This window comes from Candidatus Omnitrophota bacterium (assembly GCA_040755155.1).
Lineage (GTDB): Bacteria > Hinthialibacterota > Hinthialibacteria > Hinthialibacterales > Hinthialibacteraceae > JBFMBP01.
This window is the reverse complement of record JBFMBP010000157.1, coordinates 19,782-39,139: the sequence shown is the minus strand read 5'-3', so window position 1 is coordinate 39,139 and position 19,358 is coordinate 19,782. Positions and strand designations below refer to the sequence as shown.

The window sequence follows — 19,358 nt, the reverse complement described above, 5'->3', positions numbered from 1 at the left end:
TAGAATATTCGTCAGCGATCAAATAGGATGAAGTTCGAATCAAAGCCGCGTCAAAAAAAATTGATAATAATTTCAGGCCATTTTTCATGAAAAAAGATAATTGTTTTTTCTCGATAATTCCACATAATCGGCATTTGGCCATGTTGCGTATCCTTGTATTATCGTTGCTCTGCATTGGCGATGCGATAGCGGGAGAGAAGCCTTCCGTTAGCGGCGATTTGCAAAAATGGGGCGCGGCTGCAATTACCTTCCATGGTCATCAAACCAGCGAAGACGCTTCGCCTAATCCTTTTCTCGACTATCGCTTGTCCGTAACTTTCACGCATGGAAGCAGCGTTTATACCGTTCCCGGCTATTACGCCGCCGATGGCGCGGCGGGAGAAAGCGGCGCCTCCAACGGCGATTGCTGGCGCGTCCATTTCCTGCCTGACGCCGAAGGCGATTGGAATTACAAAGTTTCTTTCGTTGCAGGAAAAAACGCCGCCATCGACGCCGGCGTGGGGAAATCCACCGCTTTCGACGGCGCCAGCGGTACGTTTACTATCCAACCTATCAACCAATCCAAGAGCGATTCTCGCGCTAAGGGCTTATTGCGCTATGTCGGCAAGCATTACCTGCAATTCGCGGAAACGGGCGAATATTTCATCAAAGGCGGCGCCGACAGCCCGGAAAATTTTCTCGCCTATTTCGAGTTTGACGGAACCGCTTCCAAACAAGCGGGCAAACCCCGGCGCGAAGGCGAAGCCGCTCCCAGCCCGCTGCATCATTATCAACCTCACTCCCAGGATTGGCGAAGCGGCGATCCCGTTTGGCGCAACGGTCAAGGCAAAAACATCATCGGCGCGTTAAATTACCTGGCGGGCAAGGGCATGAACAGCGTCTATTTCCTCACCATGAATGTCATCGGCGACGGACGCGACGTCTGGCCTTGGACCAGCGACGAAGAACGTCTGCGCTTCGATTGCAGCAAATTGGACCAATGGGAGATCGTCTTCTCGCATATGGACCGGCTGGGATTAATGCAACACGTCATCACCCAGGAAACGGAAAACGATCAACTGCTCGACGGCGGCGAACTGGGCGTAGAACGCAAACTATACTACCGCGAATTGATCGCGCGCTTCGCTCATCATCCCGCCCTGGTTTGGAATCTCGGCGAGGAAAACACGAACACGGATTCCCAACGCAAAGCCTTTGCGGAATATATCCAAAACATCGATCCCTACAAACATCCCATCGTCGTCCATACTTTTCCCGAAAAATACGACGAAGTCTATAAACCACTATTGGGCTTTCGCGATTTTTACGGCCCATCCTTACAAATGGGCGATATGAACAAAACGCATTCGGAAACCATAAAATGGTTTGACCGTTCCTCCGCCAGCAGCCGTCCCTGGTTCATCTGTGTGGACGAGATCGGCCCCCCCGATATTGGCGTTATGCCCGATGCGGACGATCCTGCCCATGACCAAGCGCGCCAACAGGCGCTCTGGGGAAATCTTATGGCGGGCGGCGCCGGATGCGAATGGTACTTCGGCTACAAGTTCGCCCATAACGACTTGAACTGCGAAGACTGGCGTTCCCGCGAACGTTTATGGGATATGACGCGCTATGCTCTGGAATTTTTCCAAAACGATTTGCCTTTTGCGGAGATGGTTCATGCGGACGAACTTACTCCCGATCCGGACGATTACGTCTTTGCCAAACCGGGAGAAATTTACGCCATCTATATGCCCCACGGCGGTTCGCCGCAAATTAAACTGGGTGAGGGGAACTATTCCGTTCTCTGGTTCAATCCGCGAGAGGGAGGCGATTTGCGAGAAGGCGGAATTAAATCGATCGCAGGGCCGGGAACGAAATCCATTGGCGCTCCCCCCAGCGATCCCGATAAAGATTGGACAGCGCTCTTAAAACGAATTTCCAATAATCAATAAATCGCCGGAACATCAACCAGCCATTTTAGGAGGAAAATCATGCAGAAAACAAATCAAACCTCGCCATCGCGCCGCCGTTTTATGAAAGAAGCGTCTCTCGCCGCCGCTGGCGCTTCCGCCTTCACCATCTTGCAGCCTCGTCTTGTTTTCGGTTCGGAAACGAATTCGACGATTCAGATGGGCATCTTCGGAACCGGCGGACGCGGCGAATACGATGGACGCAATCTTCTCAAGACGGGCAAGGTCAAGATCGCGGCATTGGCGGATTATTTCGATTTTCAGATGAAAAATCCGGCGGAGAAATTCGGCGTACCGGCGGAGCGTTGTTTTTCCGGTATAGACGGTTATAAGCATGTATTGGCGCTTGACGATATCGACGCCGTCCTGATGACTACGGCGCCTTATTTCCGTCCCTTTCAGTTTGAAGCCGCCATCGACGCGGGCAAGCACGTTTTCGCGGAAAAACCCATCGCCGTCGACGCCCCAGGCTGCCGCCAATTTCTTAAAGCGGGCGAAAAAGCGGCCCGCAAAAAACTTTCCGTGGGCGCGGGCTTGCAATCCCGCAATGACGAAGGCCGTCAACGCATCGCGGAAATGATCCAGGATGGAGCCATCGGAAAATTGCTGTTCGGCCATTCCACCCGCATGGGCGGCGACCTGTGGCGCCACGACCGCCCCGCCCACTTCACGGAACGCGATCATCAAATTCGACATTGGCTCTATTACAAATGGGCCTGCGGCGATTTCATCGTCGAAATGCACGTGCATAATCTCGACATTTTCAACTGGTTTGCGGGAATGCATCCCGTCAGCGCCGTCGGCAAAGGCGGGCGCGACGTTCGCCTGGACGTAGGCGACATCTACGATCACATCAGCGTCGTTTACGAATATCCCAACGGTTTCCACCTCACCCATACCGGCTCCCAGATTCAAAAGGGCTATCAAGGTTCGGACAAGCAAATCGTCGGTTCGGAAGGATATTACGACGAAGCCACGGGGCTATTCACTAAAGATAAGCAACATATCGAACATGGCGGCATAGAAAGCGCCGTCGAATTGGAAATGGCGCAATTCATCGCCAGCGTCGACGGTTCCGGTCCTTACGTCAATCACAGCGATTATGTAACCGCCAGCACCTTCACCGCCATTCTGGGACGCGAAGCTGCTTATCAGGGGCGCAAAATAACATGGGACGAACTTTGGCACTCTAACGAGAGATTGGAAATGCCCGCGTAAAAGACAGTGACGTGCGAAAAGCGACGAATGGTTAGATGAGGAGTGGGTTGCGCTTCGCTTTGAGCCTATCCTACGCAACCGAAAAACCTTTTCCATTCGAAAATCGTTTATATAAAAGGAACTTGTTTAGTAAAGGACAGACAAATGGACGATTAGGACGAAAAATAGTGGTTATACGCATCCAATATTTCTATTTTGTTTTATTAATTGGTACGCCTTGCGCCCTCTTGGGCGCCGAACCGATCGCTATGTCTTTGCATGACCATACATTCGTTGCCCAAGATAACCGTTCCGAAAATTCCTCCGCGAACCGCTCCATTATCGATCTTCCCATGACCGTTGGTCCCTGGTCGCGCCCCGAAGCGCCGGAAACCGTCACCGCCAAGACGATTTTCGATTATATGGACGGGGCGGGCGAACTCTACGTCGGCTACCGGTTCAGAAAACTCGACGTTTTCGAATATACGTCCGCCGAACAAAACAACATCCTGGTGGAACTCTATTGGATGGAGACCAGCGGCGACGCCTTCGGCTTGTTGTCTCAGGATTGGAGAGGCGATCCCGTCGTTTTGAGAGATGAGATCGTCGCCGACGCCACTCCGGCGCCCGCTGCGCGCGCGCTTTATGGCTCCGGTTTGTTGCGCATCGCGTCGGACGATCTCTATGCGCGGGTGATGGCGAACGTGGAAACGCCTGCATCGAAAGAAGCGGTATTGGCTTTAGGCCGGGCGATTATGGCTCATCGGCCTTTATCCTCCCCGCCGGACTTAGTTAAATTGTTTCCCGCCTCATTCGATGAGAAATGGAAGCTGCTCGGCGGCCGTCTCTTCTATTTTCGTTCCCACTTGGCGTTGAATTCCGCCTATTTTATCAGTACGCATAACATCCTCGACTTGGACCATTCCACGGAAGCGGCCATTGTCCCGTACGAAAACCAATCCGGCGCGGAGAAGAAGGATAGGATTCAGTTGTTGCTTATTCGCTATCTCAACGCGGAAAGGACGCAGCAGGGGTTAAAGCATTTTCGCGAAGCCTTTCTGCCCGAACATCGCTTGAAAACCGAACCTGTTTCCTCTGCCGGCCGACCTTTCATTTATCAAATTGAAGAGGGTTGGATGGGATATCGAACATCTGGAAATATGGCAGTCTTAGTATTTGGATCTCCTACGCAGCAACTTGTAGAAAAGGCATTTACTCAAATTGATAAAATTATTCATGCAAAGGAGGATAAACATGGAAAGTAACAAACATGTAGTAACCCGAAGAGATTTCGTTTATGGAACCATGAGCGCCGCCGCGGCCGTTTCGATTGTCGGAGCGATGCCCGCCGGAGCGGATGAGGACGCCTCCACGCGCTCCAGCAGCGTCGTCGTCGTGCGCGACGAAAAAGTTCAGGGGAGCGATCAGAAAGTGGACGCCAACGTTTTAAAGAAAATGCTGGAAGAAACCGTCGTGCGCGTTACCGGCAAAACAACAACGAAAGAGGCATGGCTTTCTCTGGTTACTCCCAATGACGTTGTCGGTCTCGTTTCCACTCCTCACCTAAATCCCACTCATAACGAAGTTGTTGACGCCGTGAAAGCGGGATTGATGGAAGCGGGCATTCCCGAGAAAAACATCCTTCTTGCTCAAGGCGGACCAGACAAGGCCAAAGCATGCACTGCGCTGATTGGACTCCCCTCCCTCAAAGCCCATTGGCTGACGGGCATTGGAACCGTCATGAAGCTCTACATCATGTATTCGGGAAAACCTAGAGATTATCATGGAGAAAACAATGCGAAACTGGGTGAAATCTGGAACTTGCCCGACGTCAAAGGCAAGACCAAATTGATGTTGGTCGACGCCCTTCGCCCCCTCTGCGACAAAGGGCCGCAGCCCGATCCGCAATACATGTGGAACTACAACGGATTGATAGCGGGCGCCGATCCCGTAGCCGTAGAAACCGTTTGTCTGAAAATCATTTCGGAAAAGCGGCGCGCCATTAACAAAGAACCTTGGCCCCTCTCTCCGCCGCCGCTCTGCGTGGAAGCCGCCGATAAGGTTTACAAATTGGGAACCAGCAACCTCGCCGAAATTAAAATAGAAAAATTCGGCTGGATGCAGGATGTATTAATATAACGCTTAACCGCACAGGCTCCCCGCATTTCGTTCTAAAATGAACGATTTGCGGGGAGTCTGATTTACAAAACCTTTCTTAGTTGATAACGGTTTATGAGCGATTCGATATCAGGCGTTATTCGGTAGGAAAGGAAAATTCCAACTCGCCGAAATCGGCATTTCCGTTCTCCTGGCGCAGGGATTGCGTATTCAACCACAACGCTTCGTTCAGACTGTTGACGCCGACTTGCAGGTGCATTGCCGCCTCGCATAAGGGAGCGTAAACAATTTCGGTATTGTCGATTTTGCGGGCGGCGGTTATGGCTTCCTCGACTCTTTCCAAAACGATTTTCGTTGTTTTGAAAGTAATCAAAAGCGAATTGACGTAATGGGATAGAAATTCGATGGAGTTTTCATCTTCGTCAGGGATGCTAGCCGATAACCGTTCGACCTCTTCAATCAACTTATCGATTACTTTGTCCCTCAGAAAACGCATTTTTACCATAATTTTCCCTCCCAATACGGCTAACCAAATTCTAACATGACATTAAGACCAAATGGCGGCGAAGGGAAGAGTGCTATTATTGATTTCGCTAGGAAAAACCGAAAAGCAAGCGGGAGCGGGACAGGATTCTGCGCGGCGCAATTCGATTCTCCGTAATTCGGCTTCTTCCCTTCTCTGGCGTTGTTTTTGACAAGAAAGAAAGGGCGAATGTTGATGTTCGCCAGGATTGATGGAATAATTTCGCTATCTCCATTTCATTCGGAAAGGATTGTTTATTATGCTATGGCGTCATTGTGGAATTCATTTCCTATTCGTTTCCATCACGCTGCTCGCGGCGTCTCTTCCTCTCACCGCCGCCGAAATTAAAGTTTCTGTAATTCCCGATCATGATAATTGGGTCTACGCCGTCGCCGAACCTATCGTTTTCACCGTCACGGCGGAAGCGGAGGGGAAGCCTTTGTCAAACGGAGAGATCGTTTGGCGCATTGGACCTGAGCAAATGGCGCCCTTCAGCCAAGGAACTTCGTCGTTGCAGGATGGCAAATTGGTCTTACGCTCCCACGGCCTGGACCGTCCGGGATTCCTGCGCTGCATCGCCGAAATCGCGGCGGACGGAAAAACCTATCGCGGACTGGCCGCCGGGGCCTACGAGCCGGAACGCATACAACCGACGACTCCAATGCCGGACGATTTCGAAACCTATTGGAAAGGCGAATTGGAAAAACAAAAAGAGATTCCCCTCGATCCCATTATGGAACCTATCGAAAACGAAGGCTCGGAAAACGTGGATTTGTATCACGTCAGTTTCGCCTGCGCTTCCAGAAGCTCGCGTTTTTATGGAATGTTAGCGGTTCCCAAAGGCGACGGCCCCTTTCCGGCGTTATTGCAAGTACCCGGCGCGGGCGTACGGCCGTATCAACCCAATAAGGGGTGGGCGGCGCAAGGCGCGATCCATCTCGCCGTTGGCATCCACGGCTTCCCCGTCAATCTGCCTCAGCGAGTTTACGACAACCTGCGGGCGGGGGCGCTCGACGATTACCCCTCGATCCGCCTGGACGACCGCGACCGTTATTATTACCGACGGGTGTTTTTAGGATGCGCGCGGGCGGTCGATTTTCTCTTCCAGTTGGAGAAGTTCGACGGGAAGACGCTGGGTATTCACGGCGGCAGCCAAGGCGGAGCGTTGTCCATCATAACCGCCGGGCTGGACAAACGCATCCGTTTCATCGCGGCGCAATTCCCCGCCATGTGCGATCATTACGGCTATCTGCATGAACGAGCAGGCGGCTGGCCCCATCTCTTCCGCGGCCAAAATCCTTTCAATTGCACGCCGGAAAAAATCAAAACCGCCGTCTATTACGACGTTGTCAATTTCGCCCGAATCCTGGATCAACCCATCTTGATGGATTTGGGATACAACGACGAAACGTGTCCGCCGACTTCGATGTTTTCCGCTTATAACGTCATCTCCAGTCCTAAGGAGATGCAAATCATACCCCGTCAGGGACATTTCTATCTTCCCGAACAGATCGAATACTACGAGGCTTGGTTGCGGAACAAGTTGAAAGAGACAAATTAAGATATATTCTTGATCGAATGGAAGGAATCGCAACTCCTCCCCTTCGCCGGGGAGGAGCGGCGATTCGTCTTTTTTTACGCAGATCGTTGAAGAGTTGAAAACCGATCTCGCCAACGAACGGAACGAAAATTTTCTTATCAAGGCAAGTGAATGAAACGCGCCATTTTCATTCTTTTTTTCACTTCGATCGTCCCCGCCCTCTTCTTGTTGGTAATTGGGTTGTTTTGGGCGAACCGAACCTTGCCGCCTCCCGTTCAAACCTTCTGGAACGAAGCGGACGATTTCGGCTGGAATAAGGAAGATTCCAATACCGTCAGGCTTACAAAACTACGTACGATACCCGCCACTCCCTATATCCTTTGCCAGTTCGAATTGCCATCGCAAACGGAAGGAAACGAAGCGCGTACTCGAATAATCGCCATGCTGATCGATCGATTGCAGCAAAAGCGAACGCTGCGGATGGAATGGACGAATTACCGATCGTCGGGATTTCCCAGAAGCCGCAATTCGGTAATCAAAACCTTCTACCTATCGAACCTATTTATCGAAGAGGGAGAACCTGTTCTCTATCTGCACTACCGCGATTGGTTCTCGCCCAACTGGATCCTCGCTTTGCAGGAAAACAATTCGAAATGGGCGCCGAGGCTGAGCCGGTGGATGCTTCGCGACAAGAGAAAAGAATTTCTTTTCGATCGCCAGGGCCAGACGGAAATCGATCCCGCTGAAGCCTTTTCGCAAAAAAGCAATATTTCCAACGCCGCAACGCGCTATCTCCCCAGCGTTCGGGAAGCGAATATGAACGAATACCGTTACCAAAACGGCCATCTCGAAAAAACGTTCGAATGGCCCGGCTCTGCGGGACGTTTGATTCAAGTTAAGGAAAAAGGATATTTCGGATACGATAGCCAGCGGAAAGCGCTCTCATTTTGGCTGCGCACCCATCCGTCTCGAACCGTAACCGTTTCACTCGCGGATTTCTATGCCCTATTTCCCGAAGAAGATCGCAAGGCGTTTGCTTCGACTCCGTCGTTATCGCATGGGCCGATTCTTTACGACATTCCCCAAAACCGCGAATATTTCTGTCTCTTCATCTGCCGGGCTAGCCGTTCCTGGCTCCTTTTCGAAATCCAGGATCATGAAATCGAAACGGGATCGGCGAATTCGATCTTCAAAATCGCAGGCCGGAATTTCCAAGAGATTCCGGCTATGGCCATTCATGGCAATAAGGCGTTGATCTTTTCCGGCGACGTCTTTCCCGATTACCCGGAGGAAGCCATTAGCCCGATCGCGCCGATCGTTCTTTCCTTACGCCCCCAAAATTCCGATGGCGGTTGGGGCGAATTTTCCGCGAAATCGCAAGAAATTCCTTTCTCGAAACCGCCGGAATATCTCAGCGGTTATCCCGCCGACGCCGAGCATATACTCTTCTATCGTGACCAGGCGATTTGGACCGCTAAATGGGACGGAAGCGAAGAAAAACGGATTTTCCCCAAGTTTTTTACGAAAACCGCGAATCCTTCCTGAGCGAGTCATGGGAAAACGATTTGAATCCTTGGATTAATTTAAAAATGCAATTTTCCTGCCCTAATCGACGTTTTTTTTTGGAATACCTATTGGGATTCTATAAAAAAGGCGTCCGAATCTTGTCGAATCGGACGCCTTTATTAGCGTCAACCAAACTGCGCTTAGGCTTGCGGGGGGCGGGTGGTTACGCGCAGTTTCTTATCGTCGAAGTAGAGAACGCGGCCTTGGCGGTAGGATTCGACCGACATGGCGATGGTTACCATCGCTTTGAAGGCGGTCTGGGCGTTTAAAACCGGCGCTTCGCGGGATTTGACGCAGTCGAGGAAGTTATCCATGTGATCGCGCCAGGGCTTGTCGCCTTCTTCTTCCGTATTGATGCGCACGACTTTTTCTTCCACTTCCTTGCCGTCGCCGTCAAGGCGTTTGATGGTTACGAGGCGCTCCTTATATTTCTCTTCGAATTGCTTTTGGTAGGGGCGTTGGCCCATGACGGTGATAAAGGGAGTCGAGCCTTCGAATTGGCCGTGTTCGACCATGACGATGGTGCCTTCATGGCCGCGGATGAGGCCGGGGATGTGTGTGTTGTTGGCCATGCTGGAACTGAGGACGACTTGATGTTCGCCAGGGTATTCCGCCATGAAGGCGAAAGTGTCGGGAACTTCGCGCGTATCCTTGAAGACGTAGATGCCGCCCGATCCCATAACCTTGTAGGGGAATTGAGCTTCCGGCCAACAGATGTTCAATGGAGCCATGACGTGATAGAAGAGGTCGGTGGCAATGCCGCCGGAATAATCCCAGAATTTACGGAAGCGGAAAAAGCGGTCGGCGTCCCAATCGCGCTTGGGAGCGTTGCCCAGCCACGCGTCCCAATCGATATAGCCGTCGCCTTGGGCTTTGGGACCGGCGTTTTCGTCGATGCTCCAGTTCCATTCGCCGCCATCGGAATTGCGGTGATAAGAGCCTTGGCTCATGATGAGTTTGCCGATCATGCCGTCTTTAATGGCTTGTTTGGCTTTCCACCACTGGCGGCTGGAGGTGGTTTGGCTGCCGACCTGTAGCACGCGGTTGGTTTTGACCTGCGTTTCCCAAACCTGGCGCGCTTCGTCGACGGTATGGGTCATGGGTTTTTCCAGATAAACGTCTTTGCCCTTTTCCATGGCGGCGATGGCAATGGGAGCGTGCCAATGATCGGGAGTCGCGATGATGACGGCGTCGACGTCTTCGCGATCGAGAATTTGCTTATAATCGCCGGTGCAATCCTTTTCGTTTTCGGGATCCAGTTCCGCCGTCCGCGCCGCTGCCTTGCGCCGTTTAACGTAGACGTCGCAAACGGCGACGATTTTCGCTTGATCTTTGCGCTTCACCCATCGCAAAAGATCGCTGCCTCGTCCGCCTACGCCGATCACGGCGACATTGATTTTTTTATTTGCGCCTTCTTCGCTGGCGAAGGCGCTGTATTGGGAAGCGGTCAAACCCGCCGCCGCGCCAACGCCGGCGGCTTTCAAAAAACTTCTGCGTGATGTGGCGATTCTTTCCGTCATCTTGCTTCACTCCAATCTTTTTTCGATTTCAATATGCTTTCCTCGTTCGTTGGGGAGCCTAAGAGCCGAAAACATGATACCTTGATCTGCGGTGAGCGGAAAAGGGGAATTGAAGAACGGCGGCGATATTCGTCAAATCCTTCTCCGTTTCTCTTCTTTCCCTCCGCCTTCTTGCAATTGACTGGTTTGGTTTTATGCTAGTAGATTCGGATTTTTACCGATCCGTATGAATGATGAAAAGAAAGAGGGCCATGAATCGCCGATCGTTTATTCTCGCTTCCTGTTCAACGCTTGCCGTCTCCGCCAGCCGAAGCGTGGATGAGATATCCGAATTGGAATTGGCGGGAAAAAAACGACCGCCACTCGCCGGAAAGGACGTTCCGCTGCGGCCAAGCGCCGCCGAGGCTTATATGTCTATGCGTAAAGCCGCGCTGACGGAAGGAATCAAAATCCACATCGTTTCGGGTTATCGTTCCTTCGACCGGCAGCTGAGAATATGGAACCGGAAATACCGCTCCATGAATAAAACGAAAATGACGCCGGAAGAAAAATTCCGCTCCATCCTGCAATATTCCAGCTTGCCGGGAACGTCGCGGCATCATTGGGGAACCGACGCCGATCTCGTCGATCTATCCCAGCCGAAGCCGGAGGAAATGCTGTTGGAACGCCATTATAAAAAAGGCGGCGTATATGGCGATATGTATTCTTGGCTCATGGGAAACGCGGAGAAATATGGATTTTACGAAACCTATACCAACGATTCCTCGCGTACGGGCTACGCTTACGAACCCTGGCATTGGAGTTTCGCGGAAGATTCTATTCCCTTCTTGCGCAAGTTTATAACAATCGATTTGCGTAAATTCGTATGCGTCCGCGAAGTGGAGGGATTCAGCTCCTTTACTCCGCATTTAATGAAAGAGTTCACGGAAAAGTGGATTAAAGGAGTCAATCCGATTCTTTTTCCTAATGGTTGAAAATCAAAGAGGCTGGAAGCCTCTTCTACTCTATGAGGAGGGGAATAATGAAACGAATTCTAGCAATAGTATTGATGGCAATGGCCGCGGCGTCGTTCGGCTTCGGCCAGGAGGAACCGCCTTTGGAAAAAGTGTTCCAGAATTTGGGATTGGATTTGAAACCGGAAGATGAAATCGTAGTAAAAGGCCCGGCGCAGGGATTATTCCTAAAAAAAGACCGCCTCGTCGAATATATGCTTATCGCCAAATACTCCTTCGGTATTCAGGACGCTACGTCGATTGTGCGAGCGGGGTTTTATTCCCAGACCACCAATATTCTGTTGCGATTGTTGTTCGAATGCGGTCCACAAGCGGGCGACAAGACGAGTTTGAGCGGCCTGCCCGCCTCGCCGAAAGGCTCATGCTATTTCGATCCGGGCAAAAGCCCCTTCGGATTTTACGTGCAAAGCGCCAATTTCAATCCATCGTTTTCGCTGGAAGGGGAGACCGTTTGTACGCAAAACTCCTTGAACAAGAAAATCAGGCGTTTTGGCGACGACATACGGAAAGCCCACATTTACCCCTATAAAACATCATCGGGGATTCATCCCGATTGGTATGTAATCTGTTGGGAATTTTCCACGAATAACGACAATCAAGACATTATTACCGCCATTCGGGGGGTGGAGTTGCTAACTCCTATTTATGGAAAAAAAGAGAAGGAACCAAAAACCAGCGAAAAACCTACTGTGGCCATGAAATGAGAATATCTATGAACCGCCTCGCCGTCAGAGCGCTTGTTATCACTCATAACGATTCGCAATGCGTAAAACGTTGCCTGAACAGCGTTGCCTGGGCGGACGAAATCGTCGCGTTGGACGATGAATCCTAGAAATGAACGATGAAAACAATCGAAAACTTAATGCTCTCTATATGATTTCAACGCCGCTTAATCTTTTTTTGGCAAGCGGCATTGCTTTATCGAAAAGGGAAGAAGAAAACGCTTATCTTTGCTTTATCGACCAGATTTCCCTGGAGGATAATCTGTATATCGAACAAACAAAACAATGGAAAGATAGTCCCTTCCTAGAAGTTCATGCCTTCTCCGGCCGCGGATTGCCTGCGATTGAAAAATGGAACCATCGCAAGAAATTGATATCGTCTTTGCGTTCTTTGGCCGAACATATACGTCCAGTCAAGATTTATACGGGCAACGACCGCCGGTACGAATTTCAATACCTAATTCATCATGCGAGAAGAATAAATGAGAGCGTAACGGGTATTTATTTGGACGACGGCATGTGTACTTATGTGAGAAGAAACAACCATCGCCTGAGGAATATCCTATTCGATCAATGGCTAAAGAAAATCTTTTATGGGATTTGGTGGGATCAACCAGCGATCGTCGGCGCCTCCAAATATATTGATGAATGCTGGCTGGCATTCCCGGAGCATGTTCATCCCATTATAAAAAAAACTATTCATCATAAAGCTTCGGCCAGTCTTTTTTCTCATTCGGCGATTCGATCGTTATCTCAACAATTATTGCTGGCCTCCGGCATGGATATAACTTGTTTGCAAAATATCGATATATTGTTAACTTTACCCCACGTTACGATTATGGACCGCATACCCAATTACCGTCCGGAAATGATCAAATTAGTGGAAACGATTACACGGAACGGTGGAAAAGCGGCTATAAAATATCATCCGCGTCAAATCGGCGAAGACGAGATTGGATTATTGAAATTTCAAAATACCCAATTAATCCCGGCCAACGCATCTTTCGAGGCGCTCCTGCCTTCGATGCCTGCGAATATTGCCATCGTAGGCGATATATCCACTACGCTTCTTTCGGCGCGCTGGCTGAGGGACGATTTGCGGGTAATATCGATCGGATGTAATGCGAATAAGTTGCAGAAAATCTATATTCCATTTTTTAAAAAAATCGGCGTAATCGTTTTGGATAAGATGGACGATCTGCCGCCGCTTTTGAATCGATAGAGAAATTCGATCTCATCCGCCTCTCCAACGCGATTGATCCTCACATGGTTGAAGATGTCATCCATCATCGATGCAATTTATTTTTTCGCCCCCCTTCCTATTCTTCTTTAAATTTTGAATAATCGAAACTCCAAGATCTCCCGGATCGGCGCAACGCCTAACCGGCAAAAATAATGGGTATGCAATCGGAAACGCGTATGAAACTACATCCCGTCGATATCGCCATCCTCTTGATCTACGTCATCGGCGTCGTTTATCTCGGCTTTCACTTGCGCAAAAAAGCGTCGGAAAACGTCGAGAGTTATTTTCTGGCTGGACGCCGTCTTCATTGGCTCTGGATATCCATTTCCGGCAGCGTTTCTACGTACGACATCACCGGCACGATGTGGATCGTGGCCATGTTTTACACGATGGGCCTTAAGGGCATGTGGATTCATTGGTCCTGGGGTTTTTTGATTCCGGCGGCGTACATGACGTTTGCGGGCAAGTGGGTGCGCCGCTCCGCCGTCCTCACCGGCGCGCAATGGATGGAAACGCGATTCGGCAAAGGGCTGGACGGCATGATCGCCCGCCAGCTCTACGCCTTTGCCTCGGTGATCACTACCGTCTGCATGATCGCTTACGATTATCAAGGCATCGGCAAGTTTATATCCGTCTATCTTCCCCTCTCTAAAGACGCTGGAGCGTTTCTCGTCTTCGGCGTAACATCCATCTATGTTATCCTTGGCGGTTTATACAGCGTAATCGTTACCGATGTTATCCAGACGGCGATTTTGACCATCGCCGCCGCCGTCGTCGCCGTTATCTGCGCCAGCCAATTCACTTTCGAATCTTTGTCCGCCTCCGTTCCCGACGGTTGGTTGAGCCTCGCGCCCGCCTGGGAACCGACTTATTTGGCCGGAACCGATTTTCAATTCTTCGGCCTCCTCTGCATTGCTTGGATAGCGAAAGGAATAATGCTCAACGCGGGCGGCCCCTTTACGCTGCACGAATTCCAGCGTTTTCTTTCTACGCGCTCCTCGCGCGACGCCAGTAAAGTAGGCGCCGCCTGGGGCTTCTTCCTGGTTACCCGCTGGGCCATGTGCATCGGCATTACCGCCCTGGCCGTCGTCGGCATCCAAGGAATCACCGATCCGGAAATGGCGCTGCCCCACGTCCTCGACGTTTATCTGCCCATCGGATTGAAGGGGCTGGTTCTGGCGGGCTTCTTGGCCGCTTTCATGTCCACCTTCGATTCCACCATCAATTCGGGAGCGGCCTATCTTGTAGAAGATATTTATCATGGACTGATTAAACCCAACGCCTCCAATCGCGAATTGACCCGCGCAAGCTATATTTCTTCTATCCTTATCGTTATCGCCGGCTTGTTAATAGGAATGCAAGCCCAATCCATTACGACGATCTGGACCTGGATTCTCATGGTATTCACCGCCGGTTTTCTGGTTCCCAATATTTTGCGGTGGTATTGGTGGCGCTTCAACGCTTGGGGCGTAGCCGGTTCTACGAGCGTTGGCATGGCGGTTTGTTTCTTTCTCACCTTTTTCTATCCCGGCGCGCCGCCATATCTATCGCTTGGCGTCATCGTCCTCTCTTCCTTGGCAGCCGCCATCATAGCAACCTATTCGACAGCGCCGACGAACGCTGAAACGCTGCGTCTTTTCTATGGCGCCGTTCACCCTGGCGGTTTCTGGGGACCGGTGCGGCGGGGAATGGACGACGGCGGCCTCCGAGCGAAAAGCGAAACTTTCATGCGCGATCTCTTTAATTGCGCGATCGGCATGATCGCCTTACTTTGCCTTTACCTTACTCCCGTCTATTCCGTCATTCACGATTGGACGGCCGCCGCCATTACTTTTTCGGTTTTCTTAGCGGGAGTTCTCATTTTATGGAAAACATGGTATCCCTATTTGCCGGAAGATTGATTTTTCTACTCGCTCATATATTAAAGGCATCTATTGCAATCGTCGCTTGAATCACGAAAACGCGAAAGGAAAAGGAAAAACACGAAAAAAAAGTTAGAGCAAGGAATCGCTCTTCGGGATAGATTTCTCCGTGAAATCCATAAGAATCCACGATATCCGCGATTCAAAAATTTTGTGGATTTCTCCATTATTTCGCGGTTACGTGATTCAATAACGCTGCAGAAATAGTGCCAATGCGCCGTTCTGTGACGGTTTCACCAACTTGCGGGCGGGACGCCCGCACTCCCAGGCGCGTAACATGAGTTAGTAATGATAAAAAAAACCTTATCGCATACGCAGGAGGAAAATAAAATGACGCAAAAACCAAAAGACAATCGGCGCAGTTTTCTAAAAGCCTCGGCGGCGGGCGCAGCGGGAATGATGTTCGTCAAACCTTCATCCATCTATGGCGCTCCGGCCAATTCCGCCATCGAGATCGGCATCCTCGGCTGCGGCGGACGCGGCAACTTCGTCGCCAAGAAGTATCAGGAAAACGCTCCCCAGGATATGAAAGTCGTCGCCGCGCAAGATCCCTTCGAAGACCGTCTGGAAGTGATTCGCGATCGCTTCGACGTGGAACCATCCCGTTGCTATCTCGGCGTTAAGACCTACGCCGATTTAATTCAATCCAAGCTGGATGCTGTCGCCGTTACCAGCCCTCCCTATTACCATCCCGAACAAGTAGCCATGGCCGTCGAGGCGGGCAAGCATGTCTGGATGGCCAAGCCGGTGGCCGTCGACGCTCCCGGCTGCCTTAGCATTCTGGATAGTTCCAAAAAGGCCAAAGGCAAGTTGAACTTCCTAGTCGATTTTCAAACCCGTAACAGTCCTGGTTTTAAGGAAGCCGTCGAGCGCGTGCGGCGGGGAGATATTGGCGAACTCGTTCTCGGCCACGTTTACTACCACGCCGGACGGCTCGATCCCAAAAATCGCCCCGGCGCATCGGACGACGAAAACCGCTTGCGCAACTGGGTCTTCGATATTCCCCTCTCCGGCGATATCATCGTCGAACAGAACGTCCATGTTCTGGACGTCGCCAACTGGTACATCGGAACCCATCCCATCAAAGCGCGCGGAACCGGCGGACGCAAAGCCCGCGTCGATGTCGGCGATTGCTGGGATCATTTCATCGTTACGTTTTGGTATCCCAACGACGTAAAAGTCGATTTCAGTTCCGCCCAGTTCACTAAAGGTTACGACGACCTTTGCATCCGCATGTACGGTTCCAAGGGCGTCGTCGATTCCCATTACAGCGGCCCCGTAAAAATCACTGGCGACAATCCCTGGCCGGGAACCGATAACGACGAGACGTGGGACGTCGGCGTGAACAATAACGTCAAGGATTTCGTTAAAGCCATTCATTCCGGCCAATACATCAACCACGGCGAAGACGCCGTGCAAAGCACGCTGACGGGCGTTCTCGGCCGCATCGCCGCTTACTCCGGCGAGGAAGCGACGTGGGACGGCATGATGAAGGACATGAAGAAGATGGAATTGAAGTTGAATTTATAAATCTAAGAATAGCCTATTGCAAAGGGATCGCGGGATCGATGGCTCTCGCGATCCCTTTGCGAACATGGCGGTCATCGTGAAGGCAAACGATATTATTTTGAGATTGAAATCATATGCCAATCCCGCTAATCTCGCGGCGATGGATCGGTTCGGCATAAGAACCGAGAATACGTATGGCGTCTCCATTACGATTCTAATGACGATCGCCAAGGAAGCGGGAAAAGATCATGAATTGGCGCAACAATTATGGGATTCGGGAATTCATGAAGCCAGAATCCTGGCCGCCATGATTGACGAACCCAAAATGCTTTCGGATGAACAATTGGAACGGTGGGTAATGGATATCGATTCCTGGGATGTTTGCGATCAGGTTTTCAACCGCCTTTTTCGCCACTATCCGCAAGTTCAGCGAAAGGCCGCCGATTGGTGCGCCCGTAAAGAGGAATTCGTCAAACGCGCCGGATTCGTCTTAATAGCGGTTCTGGCGGTTCACGATAAAAAAGCGGAAGACAAGATATTCGTTTCCTGGCTTGATATCATCCAACGCGAGGCCTCCGACGAACGCAATTTTGTGAAAAAATCCGTGAATTGGGCCTTGCGTCAAATTGGCAAACGCAACCGATCGCTGAACCAACGCGCCATCCAAACCGCCGAATCCATCCGCGCCCTCGGCGGCCAAACATGCCGATGGATCGCCGCCGACGCCCTTCGCGAACTTACAAGCCGGAAGGTACAAGATAAGCTATCTAGGGATTAACATACTAGTGAAAATGCGCCTTATCATTTTTTCGCTTAACAATATGCAAAATTCTCCGAGCAAGCGTTCCTCCATTCCTTTTTGAATCCTAACCATCGGTTTAATCGGATTCGATTTACGAATTTCAGCAACGAAAAACGTAGATTATGGAAAGGCAGCCAACCGATAAGCTTTGAGCTATTTTGGAGAAGAAAAATGCGCGTCTACAAAGTAAAATCTCCCATCGACAATAATATATTGTATGAAATGTACGATCCGGATATGATGGAAATTCGCCGTCTCTACGAACGAGCAAAATCTTCTTTTGAAATAATAAGAAATTTATCGATAGACGAACGATTGCGCGAATGCCGGAAAATTCAAAACTATGTTGCGGAAAACCGGGAATGGATTATCGACCGGATCGTCATAGAGAATGGCAAATCCCGCTTCGATTGTTTAAGCAACGAAATTTTCGTCGTGCTGGACGCGATCGAATATTATAAAAAAAACGCCGCAAGAATCTTAGCCGATAAAAATGTCTCTACGCCGCTGACTTTGCGGGGGAAAAAATCGAAAATCATTTATGAGCCTATAGGCGTCGTATTGGTTCTATCTCCTTGGAATTATCCACTTTATCAATCCATTGTTCCTATTTTGAGCGCTTTCATCGCCGGAAATTCCGTTATATACAAGCCGTCCGAAATTACTCCTCTCCACGGAATGATCGAGGAAATCATTATTAAAAGCGGATTTATGGAGGAGGCCATTCAAGTCGTTTATGGCGGTCCCGATACCGGCGAAAAGCTGATCGAAGCCAAACCCGAGAAAATATTCTTTATCGGCGGCGTAAAGACGGGCAAAAAAATTATGGCGCTGGCGGCGCGCCAGTTGATTCCCGTCGTTCTGGAACTAGGCGGCAAGGATTCCATGATTGTTTTCGACGACGCCGATTTGGAGAAGACCGCCATTGGCGCGCTGTGGGGAGCGTTGACGAATGCCGGACAAGCCTGCATTTCAGTCGAACGGATTTATGCGCAAGAAAACATATATGATCATTTCGTAAAAACGTTAGCGGAAAAAATAGTTTTGCTCAAACAAGCCCATGATAAAGACAATAATATAGAAATGGAATATATAGACATTGGCTCGATGACGGCGGAACGCCAGGTCGATATAGTGGACCAGCACGTCAAAGACGCTATTAACAAAGGCGCGCGAGTGTTAATAGGAGGGAAAAAAGGAAGCCATCCCTTTCATTATCCCGCTACGCTGATTGCAGACGTCAACCATACGATGAAAGTCATGACGGAAGAGACTTTTGGACCGGTTCTGGCCGTCATGAAATTCGCAACAGAAGAGGAAGCCGTTCGCCTAGCGAACGATTCGCCCTATGGCCTCGGCGCCAGCGTATGGTCGAAAGACAAGATGAGAGCGGATCGCGTCGCAAGAAAAATCGCAGCGGGCAATGTATGTATAAATAATGTTATGTTGACGGTTGCCAATCCCGCGCTGCCTTTCGGCGGCGTCAAATATAGCGGTTTTGGACGTTATAAAGGAGAATATGGATTATACGCTTTTACGAATGTCAAATCGATCGTTATTGACAAAATGAATTCCAAAATCGAAGGCCATTGGTTCCCCTATACGCCCAATAAATACAAAGCCTTTTCCGACTTGATCGACGCACTTTATTCGAAATCCAAATCGTTTCTGAAATTCATTTGGGCGGGACTTAAACTGGAATCGATTGCAAAGAAAGAGAGGTTGAAGTAA

15 protein-coding genes are annotated in these 19,358 nt (G+C 50.4%); 13 read left to right on the top strand and 2 right to left on the bottom strand.

From position 1 onward, the window contains the following. Positions 1-140: 140 nt before the first annotated feature. From AB1656_24965 to AB1656_24950, 4 genes are all read left to right on the top strand, one after another. Entirely contained in the window at positions 141-1,934 is a 1,794-nt protein-coding gene (locus AB1656_24965) for a DUF5060 domain-containing protein (protein ID MEW6238649.1), read from the top strand. A gap of 39 nt (positions 1,935-1,973) precedes the next feature. Further along, entirely contained in the window at positions 1,974-3,170 is a 1,197-nt protein-coding gene (locus AB1656_24960) for a Gfo/Idh/MocA family oxidoreductase (GenBank protein MEW6238648.1), read from the top strand. A gap of 167 nt (positions 3,171-3,337) precedes the next feature. Continuing rightward, positions 3,338-4,414, top strand: coding sequence for a DUF6599 family protein (locus tag AB1656_24955; protein MEW6238647.1), 1,077 nt, complete (start codon positions 3,338-3,340; stop codon positions 4,412-4,414). Then, positions 4,404-5,288, top strand: coding sequence for a DUF362 domain-containing protein (locus tag AB1656_24950; protein ID MEW6238646.1), 885 nt, complete (start codon positions 4,404-4,406; stop codon positions 5,286-5,288). Before AB1656_24955 ends, AB1656_24950 begins: the two co-directional genes overlap by 11 nt. Before the next feature lie 115 nt (positions 5,289-5,403). Here AB1656_24950 and AB1656_24945 read toward each other — a convergent pair whose 3' ends face one another. Continuing rightward, a complete protein-coding gene (locus AB1656_24945) occupies positions 5,404-5,772 on the bottom strand; it encodes a hypothetical protein (protein MEW6238645.1) in 369 nt (122 codons plus the stop codon). 277 nt (positions 5,773-6,049) lie between these two features. On the opposite strand from AB1656_24945, the gene AB1656_24940 reads away from it, so the two are divergent. Continuing rightward, the gene (locus tag AB1656_24940) at positions 6,050-7,351 is read left to right on the top strand and encodes an acetylxylan esterase (GenBank protein MEW6238644.1); all 1,302 of its coding nucleotides are present in this window, start codon (positions 6,050-6,052) and stop codon (positions 7,349-7,351) included. Positions 7,352-7,501: 150 nt separating this feature from the next. Further along, positions 7,502-8,875 carry a hypothetical protein gene (locus AB1656_24935; protein ID MEW6238643.1) on the top strand — a complete coding sequence of 458 codons (1,374 nt, stop codon included), beginning with the start codon at positions 7,502-7,504 and terminating at the stop codon, positions 8,873-8,875. 161 nt (positions 8,876-9,036) lie between these two features. Here AB1656_24935 and AB1656_24930 read toward each other — a convergent pair whose 3' ends face one another. After that, a complete protein-coding gene (locus AB1656_24930) occupies positions 9,037-10,416 on the bottom strand; it encodes a Gfo/Idh/MocA family oxidoreductase (protein MEW6238642.1) in 1,380 nt (459 codons plus the stop codon). Positions 10,417-10,667: 251 nt separating this feature from the next. Between AB1656_24930 and AB1656_24925 the strand changes: the two genes are divergently transcribed. From AB1656_24925 to AB1656_24895, 7 genes are all read left to right on the top strand, one after another. Continuing rightward, complete coding sequence (locus tag AB1656_24925; protein MEW6238641.1) at positions 10,668-11,390, top strand: M15 family metallopeptidase; 723 nt, start codon at positions 10,668-10,670, stop codon at positions 11,388-11,390. Between the two features lie 47 nt (positions 11,391-11,437). Continuing rightward, a complete protein-coding gene (locus AB1656_24920) occupies positions 11,438-12,133 on the top strand; it encodes a hypothetical protein (protein ID MEW6238640.1) in 696 nt (231 codons plus the stop codon). Positions 12,134-12,263: 130 nt separating this feature from the next. After that, positions 12,264-13,373 (top strand): polysialyltransferase family glycosyltransferase, encoded by a 1,110-nt coding sequence (locus AB1656_24915; protein MEW6238639.1) that lies wholly within the window; start codon positions 12,264-12,266, stop codon positions 13,371-13,373. A gap of 197 nt (positions 13,374-13,570) precedes the next feature. Continuing rightward, positions 13,571-15,295, top strand: coding sequence for a hypothetical protein (locus tag AB1656_24910; protein ID MEW6238638.1), 1,725 nt, complete (start codon positions 13,571-13,573; stop codon positions 15,293-15,295). Between the two features lie 351 nt (positions 15,296-15,646). After that, positions 15,647-16,846 (top strand): Gfo/Idh/MocA family oxidoreductase, encoded by a 1,200-nt coding sequence (locus AB1656_24905; protein MEW6238637.1) that lies wholly within the window; start codon positions 15,647-15,649, stop codon positions 16,844-16,846. 97 nt (positions 16,847-16,943) lie between these two features. After that, on the top strand, positions 16,944-17,603 hold the full coding sequence (locus AB1656_24900; protein ID MEW6238636.1) for a DNA alkylation repair protein: 660 nt from the start codon (positions 16,944-16,946) through the stop codon (positions 17,601-17,603). Positions 17,604-17,798: 195 nt separating this feature from the next. Then, positions 17,799-19,358, top strand: a complete 1,560-nt coding sequence (locus AB1656_24895) for an aldehyde dehydrogenase family protein (protein ID MEW6238635.1) — start codon at positions 17,799-17,801, stop codon at positions 19,356-19,358.